9 protein-coding genes are annotated in these 13665 nt (G+C 65.1%); 5 read left to right on the top strand and 4 right to left on the bottom strand.

Translation table 11 applies throughout. The annotated features are described in order from the left end of the window. Nucleotides 1-100: 100 nt before the first annotated feature. Together ACSC1R_RS06090 and ACSC1R_RS06085 are read left to right on the top strand one after the other, a co-directional pair. On the top strand, nucleotides 101-3040 hold the full coding sequence (locus ACSC1R_RS06090) for a replication factor C small subunit (protein ID WP_439028188.1): 2940 nt from the start codon (nucleotides 101-103) through the stop codon (nucleotides 3038-3040). Nucleotides 3041-3166: 126 nt separating this feature from the next. Beyond that, the gene (locus ACSC1R_RS06085; protein ID WP_439028187.1) at nucleotides 3167-3763 is read left to right on the top strand and encodes a response regulator; all 597 of its coding nucleotides are present in this window, start codon (nucleotides 3167-3169) and stop codon (nucleotides 3761-3763) included. A gap of 17 nt (nucleotides 3764-3780) precedes the next feature. Here ACSC1R_RS06085 and ACSC1R_RS06080 read toward each other — a convergent pair whose 3' ends face one another. Both ACSC1R_RS06080 and ACSC1R_RS06075 read right to left on the bottom strand, forming a co-directional pair. Further along, on the bottom strand, nucleotides 3781-5751 hold the full coding sequence (locus ACSC1R_RS06080; RefSeq protein ID WP_439028186.1) for an ATP-binding protein: 1971 nt from the start codon (nucleotides 5749-5751) through the stop codon (nucleotides 3781-3783). Nucleotides 5752-5840: 89 nt separating this feature from the next. Then, nucleotides 5841-6350, bottom strand: a complete 510-nt coding sequence (locus ACSC1R_RS06075) for a TspO/MBR family protein (RefSeq protein ID WP_439028185.1) — start codon at nucleotides 6348-6350, stop codon at nucleotides 5841-5843. Nucleotides 6351-6567: 217 nt separating this feature from the next. Here ACSC1R_RS06075 and alaS point away from each other — a divergent pair, with 217 nt between their 5' ends. Continuing rightward, a complete protein-coding gene (gene alaS, locus ACSC1R_RS06070) occupies nucleotides 6568-9339 on the top strand; it encodes an alanine--tRNA ligase (RefSeq protein ID WP_439028184.1) in 2772 nt (923 codons plus the stop codon). A 145-nt stretch (nucleotides 9340-9484) separates the two neighbouring features. Continuing rightward, nucleotides 9485-10105 (top strand): DUF4013 domain-containing protein, encoded by a 621-nt coding sequence (locus ACSC1R_RS06065; protein WP_439028183.1) that lies wholly within the window; start codon nucleotides 9485-9487, stop codon nucleotides 10103-10105. Between the two features lie 276 nt (nucleotides 10106-10381). Here the strand turns inward: ACSC1R_RS06065 and ACSC1R_RS06060 are convergent, their stop codons facing one another. Further along, on the bottom strand, nucleotides 10382-11584 hold the full coding sequence (locus ACSC1R_RS06060) for an HD domain-containing protein (protein WP_439028182.1): 1203 nt from the start codon (nucleotides 11582-11584) through the stop codon (nucleotides 10382-10384). A gap of 134 nt (nucleotides 11585-11718) precedes the next feature. Then, nucleotides 11719-12333: a hypothetical protein gene (locus ACSC1R_RS06055; protein ID WP_439028181.1), complete on the bottom strand. Its 615-nt coding sequence runs from the start codon at nucleotides 12331-12333 to the stop codon at nucleotides 11719-11721. Nucleotides 12334-12672: 339 nt separating this feature from the next. Here ACSC1R_RS06055 and ACSC1R_RS06050 point away from each other — a divergent pair, with 339 nt between their 5' ends. Then, complete coding sequence (locus tag ACSC1R_RS06050; protein WP_439028180.1) at nucleotides 12673-13449, top strand: alpha/beta fold hydrolase; 777 nt, start codon at nucleotides 12673-12675, stop codon at nucleotides 13447-13449. Nucleotides 13450-13665: the final 216 nt, after the last annotated feature.

The following is a 13665-nucleotide window of genomic DNA, read 5'->3' as shown; positions in this document are numbered from 1 at the left end:
GAAAACAGCATACGTTGATTTACAAAACCTGAGAACGATGCCACTCCCTCGCACGCTTCGTCTCGGGGGCTTTATGAACGGGCCAGCCTTCCGTTCGCTCATGAGCGAGGCCGACGAGACCGGCGCACGACCCGGGGGGCGCAACGAGGTCTGGATCGAGAAGTACCGGCCGGATTCGCTGGACGACGTGGTCGGACACGAGGACATCATCGGACGCCTGCAGAGCTACATCGCGAAGGACGAACTGCCCCACCTCATGTTCGCGGGGCCGGCGGGCGTCGGGAAGTGTGTAACTGGGGAGACCCCAGTTCTGACGAATCGCGGTATCGAGCGTATCGAGGATGTCGTCGGCGACGTAGATGGGTTCGCGGAACCAGACGACGACCTGCAGGTAGTCACCTTCGACGCGCAGGGGAACTTCGAGTACGTGACGCCGTCGAAGGTGTTCGGGAAGCAGGCCGACAACGTAGTCAAAGTGGCCACCCGCGATGGGAATCAGGTGACGGTCACGCCAGAGCACCGACTGCTCGTCCTCTCTGCTGACGGCCTCGAATGGCGGCAGGCCAAAGACGTAGAATCAGGTGACAGAGTCGTTCGACCACGTAGCACACCGGTTCCAGAGGGAGAGGCGGAACTCGACTGGCTCGACGAGGTCGACCCCAACCGAATCTACGCCGATGTCTCGGCGGACTTCGCGGCTGAACACAACCTGACTTATCAAGGAACCACCGACCGCGTGCCGCTGTCGACGCTCCTTGACCTCGACATTTCCCGCGACCGACTGTACAGCGAGATAGACCGAATCGAGTACGTCAACGCCAACGGGTACGCTTCGACGCCGATTGAGGTCACGAACGAAGTGACGCCGCGGCTCGCATCGTTCCTCGGTCTCACGGTGAGCGAAGCACGAATCGACAACGGCCGAATCCGGTTCTACAACACCGACGACACACTTCTCGACGAATTCGAGCAGACCGTCATCGACCTGTTCGGACTCGAACCGACTCGGGGCGAGCAGGGCGGAACCCCCTTCGTTCGGGTCATCTCTCAGACGCTCACGCACTTCCTCGAGTCCTGCTTCGACGTGTTCGATGGGGCCACGAGTGGCGACGGTATCGGCTCCGCACTCGTCCGTGCCGACGACGAAGCACGGGCCGCATTCTGCCGGGCGATGTTCGACGCAGAGGGGTATGTCGCGGACAACGGTATTCTGGAACTTACGCAGAAGAACGGCGACCACATCACACTCCTCTCGTATCTGCTCTCCAGTTTCGGTATCCCGTCCAGACGGACGGTGAAGCGAAAGGCCGCAACGAACGGGAGCGGCAAGAAGCGGGAGTATCACGTCCTCTCGATATCAGGTGCGCCAAACGTTCGACGGTTCGAGGATGCCATCGGCTTCACCATCGACTACAAAGCCGAGGCACTCGCGAAGCACACCGAGAAAGACTCGAACCCGAACCACGACACGATACCGGTGCAGTCGGCGGTCGACGACGTCTGTCAGCGACTACACATCGACAAGAACAGCGTCGTCCCCGAGAGCCTGAACCCGGAGACGCCCGGCAGAGAGACCTACGAGACCGCCCTCAGAACGCTTCTGGTCGAGGCGAACGATCGACTCGAGACGGCACAGGCCGTCCACGAGACGACGGCCGAGATTCGAGCCGACATCAAGGCCGTCTCGAAGACACCAGCGACGTGGGTGGGGTCCCGTGAACAGCTCGGACCACTCACGACGCGCAAGGAAGTCGCAGCGGAAACCGGCGTCCGAACCGACCGGCTGCTCGAATACTCGGATGGCCGTCGGGCACCGACCGCGAGACGGGCAGAAGAGATACTGGTGACCCTCGGTGAGGCGGAGGGGACACCGCCGGTCCGAGCGGTTCAGAACGAACTGGCGTCGGCCATCGACGCGCTCGGCGTCTCGTTCAATAGAGTCGGCGACGAGGCAGGTGTTCGTGGTGCAGATGTAGCGAATCTCGTCCGGACAGAGGACCACGACATCGCCTCTCTCACCCGGTTCGAGACGGTAACCGAGGCTATCGAGTCCATCGCGAACGAGATGCTCTCGGTCGACGTACTTGACTCGATTCAGAAACTGGAAGCACTCGTCAGTGCCGACCTGTACTACGACGAGGTCGAATCCGTCGACCCGGTCGACGAGGAAACTCGCGTGTACGACCTGACGGTCCCGGAGAGCCACAACTACGTCGCAGGTGCGGTCCCCACCGTGATGCACAACACCGCTTCGGCCGTCTCCATCGCCAAGGAGATATACGGCGACGAGTGGCGCGAGAACTTCCTCGAACTGAACGCCTCCGACCAGCGCGGTATCGACGTGGTCCGCGACCGTATCAAGAACTTCGCGCGGACGTCCTTCGGTGGCTACGACTACCGCATCATCTTCCTGGACGAGGCCGACGCGCTGACCTCCGACGCCCAGTCCGCCCTGCGCCGGACGATGGAGCAGTTCTCGAACAACACGCGCTTTATCCTCTCGTGTAACTACTCCAGCCAGATCATCGACCCCATCCAGTCGCGGTGTGCGGTGTTCCGGTTCACGCAACTGGCAGACGACGCGGTCGCGACGCAGGTCCGCTACATCGCCGGTGAGGAGGGCATCCCGCTCACCGACGAGGGCGTCGACGCGCTCGTCTACGCGGCCGACGGCGACATGCGCAAGGCCATCAACGCGCTCCAGGCCGCCTCGGTCATGGGCGACGAGGTGTCCGAGGAGACCGTCTACGCCATCACCGCCACGGCGCGGCCCGAGGAGGTCGAGGCGATGGTCACCGACGCCATCGCGGGCGACTTCATCGCGGCCCGGGCGAAACTCGACGAACTCCTCACCGAGCGCGGCCTCGCGGGCGGCGACATCATCGACCAGCTCCACCGGTCTGCGTGGGAGTTCGACCTCTCCGAGGAGGCAGCAGTCCGCCTGATGGACCGCGTCGGCGAGGCCGACTTCCGCATCACCCAGGGTGCGAGCGAGCGCGTCCAGTTAGAGGCGCTGCTGGCGTCGCTCGCGCTCGACTGACACGATACCACCGGGGAATCATTTTTCACGGCCGACCACACGATATATCAATCAGTCTGTCCGTTCACCGGCCAAGACATTTATACAAAAGAACAGCATCGATTTGGATGGTTTCGGGAGGACAGCATGACCGACGATACCACAGAGGTCCTCATCGTCGAGGACAATACAGAGCTGGCGAGCCTCTACGTCTCCTGGTTAGGTGACCGGTGGAGCGTACGCAGTGTAACAGACGGTGCATCCGCCATCGAGGCCGTCACAGTGACGACCGACATCGTCGTCCTCGACCGCCGGTTGCCGGGCATCTCGGGAGACGAGGTGCTCGAACGACTCCGGGCCGACGGCTACGACTGCCAGGTCGTCATCGTCACCGCTGTCGAACCCGATTTCGACATCGTCCAGATGGGCTTCGACGACTACCTCGTCAAACCGGTCGACAAGCCGACGCTGAACCGGTGCGTGCACCGGCTCGACCGGCGGTCGGCGTACGACGAGGAGCTCCGCGAGTACTACGGTCAGGTGACGAAGAAGGCCGTCCTCGAAGCACGCAAGTCACAGGCCGAACTCACGGACAGCGACGAGTACGTCGACCTCACGGAGCGCGTCGAGGCGCAAGCCGAGCGTGCCGACCGCCTGCTGGACGAACTGCTCACCGACGTGACCGACCACACGCAGCTGTTCTACGGCCTGCTCGAGTCGAACTCCAGCGCCGTCTCGAACTGAGCAGCGCTTTGCTCCCGTCAGTCCGCACTGTCGAGCGGCGGCTCCGTCACGCCAGTGAAGGTGAACTGGACCCCACCGGCCGCGCTCTCGTCGACCGTCACCGACCAGCCGTGGGCGTCGGCGATCTCCTGGACGATAGTGAGGCCGAAGCCGGTTCCCTGGTCGCTGGTTGTGTACCCCGATTCGAGGACGCTCTCACGCTCGTCGGTCGGGATGCCACAGCCCGAGTCCCCGACGAAGAACGCCACCCCGCCGGTCTCCGACTCGCGGTCGCCGGTGCAGGTCCCGTCGCCACCAGAGCACGTTCCCACGGTCACCGTGAGCGGGGTTTCGTCCTCCCGCTGACCGAGGTCGCCGTCGGTCGGGCACCCGTGGACGACCGCATTACGGAACAGGTTCTCGAACAGTTCGACCAGCCGGTTCCGGTCGGCGAGCAGCGCCACGTCGTCGAGACACTCGAGCGTCGCCACGCCAGTCTGGACCCCGCCCCAGGCCTGCGTGGCCACCTCGGAGAGCTGGACCGGTTCGAGCGAGCCCACCACGTCACCCTGTCGCGAGAGGGCCAGCAGGTCGTCGATGAGGTTGCTCATGCGTTCGTGGGCGAGTCGAATCTCCTCGAAGTGTTCGGCGGCACCGACCTCCTCGGCGAGGGTCAGGTAGCCACGAGCGATAGAGAGCGGGTTCCGGAGGTCGTGGCTGACGATGCTCGCGAAGGCGTCGAGGCGCTCGTTCTGCCGCTCCAGTTCGCGCTGTCGAGCCTTCTCCTCCGTGATGTCGGTATAGATGGCGAACCCCTGCAGGCTGCGCTCACCGCGCTCGAAGGGGACGACGTGGAGCAGGATATCCCGAACCTCGTCGTTGGTCCGGCGCTGGGTCGTCTCGTGGAGGCTCTCGCCGGCCATGAGCTTCTCGTTCAGGCGCTTCGCCTCCACCTCGCGACCCTCGGGGACGATGTACTCGTCGATGTCCGCGCCACGAATTTCGTCGATAGACCAGCCGAACACCTCCTCGAACTTGCTGTTCGCGTCCTGGACCCGGAGTGCGCCATCGTCGTAGGCGAACCGGACCACCGGGTCGGGGACGTTCTCGAACAGGGACGAGAGTCGGTCGCGCTCGCGACGGAGTTCCGCTTCGGCCTGGAGTCGCTCGACCGTCTCGGCGACGTGACTCACCAGCAGTTCGACGAGTTCCCGGTCGCGCTCGTCGAAGGCCCCGATCTCGTGGGAGCCAGCCTGCAGGATGGCGACCTCACCGACCGGAACCGAGAGGATAGACCGAAACGGCCCGGTCGGTGACGCGTCGGGGTGAGCCTCGGTGTCGTCGACGAGGATGGCTTCGCCGGACTGGTAAGTCCGGCCGGCCACACCCTCGTCGGCTGCGAGAGTGCCGTACCCCGAGGACTTCAGTTCCTCGGAGACCGCCCGCGGGACGAAGTATCCGTCGACGACCGTGTCGATGCCGACGATGTCGAGGTCCAGAATCTCGTCGGCCGCCCGGACCGCGACCTCGTACACCTCGTCTTCCGTGTCACAGGCGACCATCTCCGCGGCGACCGTGTGCAGGCGCTCTATCTTCCCGTGACTCTCCCGCGACACGTCCTCGGTGACCGCCGCGGTTCGTGGACCCCTGTGGACACGCCAGCGTACCTCGTCGCGGAGCTGGTCGACGGCGCGGTCGTCCGGAGGTCGCCCGCCACCATCGTCGCCGCCGTCACGGACGAACCCGTCCGCGTCGCAGGGGACCGATTCGGGGTCGACGGCCGCGAAGACGACGCTCGGAACCTCGTGGGCGGTCTCGCAGGCGTCTCGAATCGGCGGGGCTGCCGGGTCGTCCGCGACGACGAAACAGGCCGCGTCGCGGGCCGCGAGCCACTCCCCGACAGACTCGGGGGGTATCGCCGCCGCCGCCCACTCGTCGAGTGCGGCCGCTATCGCCGACCGTCGGTCGGGGTCGCGAGCGGTCACGACGACACGTGCCTCGTCCGTCATTCGGGAATCACGTCGATGAGACGGCTACCAGATTCGCTTCGATACCCGGTCTCTAAACAGAGGAGACGGTTAATGTTGCCGCCCGTTCGTCAGTTCAGCCGCCAGATGTCGTAGTTCAACACCGTCGCGAAGCTCACCCACAGCAGGTACGGGACGAGCAGGGCCGCGGCCGTGCGGTCGACCCGCTGGAACGCCCAGATGGTCGCGACCACGAGGACCCAGAGCACCCCGATGACGGCCAGTCCGAGGCCGGGGTCCTGTGCCCCGAAGAACGCGGGCGTCCAGGCGACGTTGAACGCCATCTGGAGCACGAAGGCACCGAGTGCGACCCGACGCTCGCGCGTCTCGTCCGCGCGCCAGACACGGTACAACGCGATGCCGAGCACCGAGAACAGGAGCGTCCAGACCACACCGAACGCCCAGCTCGGCGGGTAGAACCACGGTTTCTCGAGGCTCACGAACCACTCGCTGCCAGGGCCGCCGATGACCGCGGCCGCACCGCCGACGAGGTTGACGAGGAGGACGAAGCCGACGATGCGGAGCAGTTCGTCCCGTGAGGGGAGGTCGATGCCGGAGCGGGTACGGCCAGGGGTCGACATGGAGAACCATACGCGAGCAGCCCGGATATCGATGCGGTCGAACCAGTTTGGGTCACCGCGAAACTCGTCGACAGGACACGATTCCGGTCGAGGCACGGCGTCGTCCGGCACGGGGTCGCCCACGAGTGGGTGGAATCGGCCCGAACGGACCGACCGAACCGCTCACTGCCCCGTTGCGGAACTGTTTTACTCACCGAAAGGCCACTGTGGCACAAGAATGACTCTAGAGGAGGAGTACCGCCTCGAGTATTTCGAGGAGGAAGACTTCGTGCGACAGGAGTGCGTGGACTGCGGTGCCGCCTTCTGGACGCGCGACCACGACCGGGAGACGTGTGGGGAGCCGCCCTGCGAGGACTACAGTTTCATCGACAACCCCGGGTTCGACGAGGCGTACACCCTCGAGGAGATGCGCGAGGCGTTCCTCTCCTTCTTCGAGGAGAACGGCCACACACGCATCGACCCGTACCCCGTGGCCGCGAACCGCTGGCGCGACGACGTCCTGCTGACGCAGGCGTCCATCTACGACTTCCAGCCGCTGGTCACCTCGGGCCAGACGCCGCCGCCAGCGAACCCGCTGACCATCAGCCAGCCCTGCATCCGGATGCAGGACATCGACAACGTCGGCAAGACGGGCCGGCACACCATGGCCTTCGAGATGATGGCCCACCACGCCTTCAACGTCCGCGAGGACGCCGAAGAAGAGTACGCCTACGAGGGCGAGGTGTACTGGAAGGACGACACCGTCCGCTACTGCGACGAGCTGTTCGAGTCGATGGGCGCGAACCTCGACGAGATCGTCTACATCGAGGACCCGTGGGTCGGCGGCGGCAACGCCGGGCCCGCCATCGAAGTCATCTACCGCGGGGCCGAACTCGCCACGCTCGTCTTCATGTCGATGGAGCAAGACCCCGACGGCGAGTACGAGATGAAAGACGGCAACCGCTACTCGCCGATGGACACGTACATCGTCGACACCGGCTACGGGCTGGAGCGGTGGACGTGGATGTCCCAGGGGACGCCGACCGTCTACGAGGCGGTCTACCCCGAGATGATCCAGTTCCTCAAAGAGAACGCCGGCATCGAGCACACCGAGGACGAAGAACAGCTCATCCACCGCTCGGCCAAGCTCGCCGGCCACATGGACATCGACGAGGCCGAGGACATGGAGACCGCCCGCGGCACCATCGCCGACAAGCTCGGCGTCTCCCAGTCCGAACTGGAGGAACTCGTCGAGCCCCTCGAAGACATCTACGCCATCACGGACCACTGCCGCACCATGGCGTACATGTTCGGCGACGGCATCGTCCCGAGCAACGTCTCGACCGGCTACCTCTCTCGCATGGTCCTGCGGCGCACGAAGCGCCTCTGTGACAACGTCGGCGTGGACGCCCCGCTCGACGAACTCGTCGACATGCAGGCCAAGCGTCTGGGCTACAAGAACCGCGACACCATCCGCGAAATCGTCCGCAACGAGGTCGAGAAGTACCACGAGACGCTCGACCGCGGCAGCCGCAAGGTCCGCCAGCTCGCCGAGGAGTACGCCCGCAAGTCCGAACCCATCCCGACGAGCGAACTCATCGAACTGTACGACAGCCACGGCCTCCAGCCGGACATGGTCGAGGAGATCGCAAACGAAGAGGGTGCCCGGGTGAACGTCCCGGACGACTTCTTCTCGCTCGTCGCCGAGCGCCACGACGGCGGCCAGGCGTTCGAGGAAGAGGGGAGCGACGCCGACGAACGCCTCTCGGACCTGCCCGAGACCGACCGCCTCTACTACGAGGACCAGCAGCGGACCGAGTTCGAGGCCGTCGTCCTCGACGTGTTCGAGCGCGAGGAGGGCTACGACGTCGTGCTGGACCAGACGATGTTCTACCCCGAGGGCGGTGGCCAGCCCTCCGACACCGGTGCGCTCAGCACCGACGACGTGACCGTCGAGGTGACGAACGTCCAGATTCGCGACGGCGTCATCCTCCACCGCACGGACGAGAACCCCGGCAAGGGCGAGTTCGTCCGCGGCCAGCTCGACACCTATCGCCGTCGCCAGCTGATGCGAAACCACACCGCGACCCACGTGGTCATCCACGCGGCGCGGCAGGTGCTCGGCGAGCACATCCGGCAGGCCGGTGCCCAGAAGGGCGTCGAAACCTCTCGTATCGACGTCCACCACTACGAGCGCATCTCCCGCGAGGAGATAAAGGAGATAGAGCGCTTCGCGAACGAACTCGTGATGGAGAACTCGCCGGTCAAACAGGAGTGGCCCCACCGCCACGAGGCCGAGGAGGAACACGGCTTCGACCTCTACCAGGGTGGGATCCCGCCGGGCACCAACATCCGGCTCATCCACGTCGCCGAGGACGTACAGGCCTGTGGTGGCACGCACGTCGCCCGCACCGGTGACATCGGTGCTATCAAGATTCGTAACACCGAACGCGTGCAGGACGGGGTCGAGCGTATCACGTTCGCCGCCGGTGACGCCGCCATCGTGGCCACGCAGGAGACCGAGGACGCCCTGTACACGGCAGCCGACGTGCTCGACGTCTCCCCGCAGGAAGTCCCCGAGACCGCAGAGCGCTTCTTCGAGGAGTGGAAGGCCCGGGGCAAGACCATCGAGGACCTCAAAGAACAGCTCGCGGAGGTCCGCGCCTCCGGTGCCGGTGACGCCGAGGAGGTCGACATCGGCGGCACGCCCGCCATCGTCCAGCGCATCGACGCCGACTCGGACGAACTCCGGGCGACCGCGAACGCCCTGGTCGAAGAGGGCAAGATAGCCGTCATCGGCTCCGCCCAAAACGGCGCCCAGTTCGTCGTCGCCGTCCCCGACGGTTCCGACGTGAACGCCGGGCAGGTCGTCAGCCAGCTCGCCGCGAAGGTCGGCGGTGGCGGCGGCGGCCCGCCGGACTTCGCACAGGGCGGTGGCCCGGAGACGGACAAGCTCGACGACGCGCTGGAATCCGCACCCGACGTGCTCCGGACCGTACTGAACGCCTGAGCGGGCGACGCTCCGCTCTCGAACGGCGTGCTGACCGCATCCTGACGACTCAACGTTTATGGTGGTGCTCGAAGATTCTCGGGCTGATGCTTCGCACTGACGACACGACGGTGGCGGTACCGGTCCAGCCGGTGGAGGCGAGTGTATGAGCCTCGACCCCGAGCAGACACCCTTCGAGTTCGCGCTCTCGTACCCCCGCGAGAACGGGTGGGGCGCGATAGTCAAGGGCGGGCTGACCCTGCTCGTCAGTTTCCTCGTCGTCCCGTACTTCGTGCTGTTCGGCTACGTGTTCCGACTGTACCGGAGCGCAGCCCGGGGAGACCCCCAGCCAGAGTACACCGACTTCGTCGAACTGCTGAAAGAGGGGGTCTGGCTGTTCGTCGCCCAGTTGCCGTTCGTCGCCGCCGTGGGGATTCTCGGCTTCGTCAGCATCCAGTACATCCACCCGGCGGTGTACGTGCTGGTGGTGCTGGCTGCGATCTACATCGGGCCCGCCATCATCACGGTCTATGCCGTGACCGGTGACATCGGCGAGACGTACACCACGAGCCGCGTGTTCGACTTCGCCTTCACGGGATTCTACGCCAAACACGTCGCCATGTACATCCCGCTCGCCATCCTGCTGGCGGTCGTCACGATGCTCTCGGCGCTGGCGCTCGGCGTCGGCATCCTGTTCGGGAGCGCCTTCGCGACCTTCGCACAGGCATCGTACTGGGGTCGTGTGTACGAACGAGCAGCCGCGGCTGGCGTGGTCGAAGCGGCCTGAGACGGGGGCTGTATCTGTATTTTGGGACTGCGAGCCACGAGCCGCTGGCTCTCGGGTGGTGAAAGGGAAAGGAAATGATAGTGGCGTATCCCAGTTCCCACTCGGTCCCGGCCGAGCAGGACATCGGTCAGGAGGCAACGACTGATCCGATTAGGGTGTCGTACCCCATCGACTACTGCGAGATGCAGTATTGTAAACGTATCGGCTGTGTAACCCCGCCAACAGGAAATTGACGCCGGTGACACCGCCGATTTCCGAACTGCGGTTGTCGTCCACTTAGGCTGGCCAGGACCGCGACCCCGAGGGGCGGGTGCCGGCCTCGGGCAGGTCGAGCACGTCGAGGGCGACGGCACGGACCCGGTCGATGGACTCCTCGGGGGAGTAGAGCCCGAGCCGCCACTGGACCGACTGGGCTGCCTGGAGGCCCTGCACCAGTGGTGACTCCTCGTGAAGGCGGCGAACCTCGCCGTTGACCACGACGCGGGTCGAGGACTCGGGCATCGACGGGCGACCGGGCACGTCGAGCAGGACCGTCTCGGCCGAGACGCCGGCCTCGGCGGCGATTTCAGCTTCCAGTTCGCGCCGGGTCGTGTGGTCCGAATCGACCACCCGGTCCGGCACGTCGTCGAGTTCCGCCCAGACCGCCCGTTTGTACAGGTCCCGCGTCGCGAGCCGGGCGGCCACGTCGCTGGTCTCGTCGTATCTTCGAAGGGCCGCGAGCAGTTCGTCGTCGCTCATCCGGGCGAACTCCTCGACCGACACCGGCGTCTCGTCGAGCAGGCGCTCGCAGACGCGTTCGAGCATCGACCCCGCGATGCGGGAGACGTGGTGGCGATAGACGGTGGCGTTCATCAGCGCCCGGGCGACAAGCATCGACTCGGCCGTCGCGAGGTTGCCCTCCGAGAGCGCGAGGTCCCCGTCGATGAAGGTGAGGGCACGGAGCAGGCGGCCCTGGTCGATGGTCCCGTAGGGGACCCCGGAGTGGTGGGCGTCCCGGACGAGGTAGTCCATCCGGTCCACGTCGAGTTCCCCCGAGACGAGCTGGCCGTACTTGCCTTGCCCGTCGATGAGGTCGGCGATGGCGTCGGTGTCGAGGCCGTGGGATTCGAGGACGCGGGCGAGGTCTCCCTCGCCGAGCAGGTCGTGGACCTCGTCGTGGTGGCGACCGAGGCGTCGGAGGATGATACCCTCGGTCTGGTGGCCGTACGGGCCGTGACCGACGTCGTGGAGGAGCGCGGCGGCCTGGACGGCCTCGGCGCGCGAGCCGTCGATATCGAGGTGACGGCAGGCGCGGCGAGCGAGGTGGTAGACGCCCAGCGAGTGCTCGAAGCGGGTGTGGTTCGCAGAGGGATAGACGAGCCGCACCGACGAGAGTTGCTTGACGTGGCGCAAGCGCTGCATCTGGGGGGTATCGAGCAGGTCGGCGACGACCCCAGACACCTCGATGTAGTCGTGAACGCTGTCCTTGATGGCGTGCATTAGCCGGGAGAACACGTCGGTGCGTCAAAAGGACCGCGAAGCATCGGGCGAGCGTCGGTGGATGTGGACTGAAAGGCAACCGGGTCCGCCACTCATCTCCCGCTGTCGTTCCGTTCGATTCGGTCCGCTATTGACTAGGGGAGCGGATCGTCGCCGTAGCGAGCACAACCACACTCGAAACCACTGGTCGTACGCGAGTACGTTCCGTCTGGGAACTCACAGACACGCATCCGCCATTCGGTGTTGATACTGCAGCCCCACGAGGCACAGAAGTGCTCGTAGTAGCAGCCCATGACAGTCCGGACGCCCTCGGCGGCATCTACGAACTTCGTTTCGCCATCTCGCTCGACGTGTGCCGTGGCACGGTCTTCGACCGGGTCGACGCGGACCTCTACCTTCGCGTCGGTCTCGAAGGTCGCGACGAGCTGTGGCGTCATCGTCCCACCACTGGGGTCCGGGATGACTTCGATGTCCTGGGCCTCGTCGAGCGACGAGGGCGGCGTCGCATCTGTTTCGCCGATCTGGGTCGCGATGGACTCGAAGTACTCGTCGAACGTCGCTTTGGTCTTCGAATCGTCACCGGCGTATTTCTTGAAAGACCGAGCATCTATCTCTGGTCTGGTGTCGAACCCTTCGAGGCTGGAGCCGGCAGCATCCCGCTGCTCCGCGGTCGCACCGGTGAGGCCACTGACGCCGACGGCTGTGGCCCCCGCTGTGACGGTTGCCCGAAGAAGCTTGCGACGACTCATCTGCGCATCCGCATTCGAATTATCCTTCATCGTGCAATTTCACCATATCCGATATTAGTTAAAATACATATCGAATTGGGCTAAATGTAAGTAGATTTTTAATTCATAAACCTCGGCTCGGGCGCACGAATATTCCCAACCATTACCCAAAATTGTCTAAAATTTAGAATTCATTTCGTGGCGAAGTTATGGAAACTGTATCCAGCAGGATGGGGGCGACGGCCGCGAACAAATGAGAATCAGGAGTTCTCCGGGCCAGGGGTCACCGGTTTCGGATACCAGGTGGCCCACCGCGCCCGTTCCGTGACGCATATCCCATTCGATGGGGTCGGTATCACCATGCCCACGGTAGACAGGGACGGGACGACACTGTACTACGAGACCGACGGCGAGGGGGAGACGGTCGCGTTCGTGCCCGACATCGGCTGCGGCGCGTGGCTCTGGGGCTGGCAGTACGCACATCTCGCCGGTCCCTACGAGACGCTGGTGTGGAACACGCGCGGGACCGGGCGGTCGGACCCGCCCGCCGGCGACATGTCGATGGCGACGTTCGTGAACGACCTCGATTCGGTCCTCTCGGACCACGGCGCGACGTCGGTCCACCTCGTCGGCTGTGGCCTCGGCGCGATGGTCGCACTCGAATACGCTCGAAAACACGGCCGGGCGCGGAGTCTCACGCTGGTCAGCGGGGCAACCACCGGAGCGGAGTACGACCCGGACCCCTTCTTCGCCGACCCGACGGACGAGTCGGCGTGTCGGGAGACGTTGTCGACGGTGCTCTCCGCCGAGTTCTGCGAGGAGATGCCCGAGGTCCTCGACGGTATCGCTCGCTGGCGAACCGACGAGGACGCTGGGTGGGAGACGTGGCAACGCCAGCGGGCCGCACTCGCGGGCTACGACGCTGACCCGCTGTACGACGTGACCGTGCCGGCCCTGGTCGTCTCAGGTGGGGGCGACGACCTCGCGTCGGCTGGAGCCGCACAGGCCCTCGCCGAGGGGCTCCCGCGGGGCGAGCGGGAGCACTTCCCGGACGCGAGCCACTTCGTCCACGTCGAACGGTCCAGGCCAGTCAACGACGCGCTCGCGGGATTCGTCGAGGACGCTGCCGACTCGTGACTGGACGACTCGACCCGGCACGGGTGGGCATGGCACGCCTGTTGTAGGCACACTGTGGGGTGGGGATGGGGGAGTGCCTGTCGCCGTCTCGCGACGGCACATGTTCGTAGTGTCTGGAGCTACCTACGTGTCGACCCTACGCGACTAGGCTCCGAGATGTCGGCAAACACTCGCCGAGGCGTAACTGACTAATTGGTAAGTGACCCTTCTATACAC

Source organism: Haloarchaeobius ordinarius, assembly GCF_051801355.1.
Lineage (GTDB): Archaea > Halobacteriota > Halobacteria > Halobacteriales > Natrialbaceae > Haloarchaeobius.
This window is presented reverse-complemented; position numbering and strand designations above follow the sequence as displayed.

Excerpts from the sequence above, each read along its gene's own strand:
- ACSC1R_RS06090 (WP_439028188.1), top strand. The coding sequence starts at position 101 with ATGAGCGAGGCCGACGAGACCGGCGCACGACCCGGGGGGCGCAACGAG.
- ACSC1R_RS06085 (WP_439028187.1), top strand. The coding sequence starts at position 3,167 with ATGACCGACGATACCACAGAGGTCCTCATCGTCGAGGACAATACAGAG.
- ACSC1R_RS06080 (WP_439028186.1), bottom strand. The coding sequence starts at position 5,751 with ATGACGGACGAGGCACGTGTCGTCGTGACCGCTCGCGACCCCGACCGA.
- ACSC1R_RS06075 (WP_439028185.1), bottom strand. The coding sequence starts at position 6,350 with ATGTCGACCCCTGGCCGTACCCGCTCCGGCATCGACCTCCCCTCACGG.
- alaS (WP_439028184.1), top strand. The coding sequence starts at position 6,568 with ATGACTCTAGAGGAGGAGTACCGCCTCGAGTATTTCGAGGAGGAAGAC.
- ACSC1R_RS06065 (WP_439028183.1), top strand. The coding sequence starts at position 9,485 with ATGAGCCTCGACCCCGAGCAGACACCCTTCGAGTTCGCGCTCTCGTAC.
- ACSC1R_RS06060 (WP_439028182.1), bottom strand. The coding sequence starts at position 11,584 with ATGCACGCCATCAAGGACAGCGTTCACGACTACATCGAGGTGTCTGGG.
- ACSC1R_RS06055 (WP_439028181.1), bottom strand. The coding sequence starts at position 12,333 with ATGAGTCGTCGCAAGCTTCTTCGGGCAACCGTCACAGCGGGGGCCACA.
- ACSC1R_RS06050 (WP_439028180.1), top strand. The coding sequence starts at position 12,673 with ATGCCCACGGTAGACAGGGACGGGACGACACTGTACTACGAGACCGAC.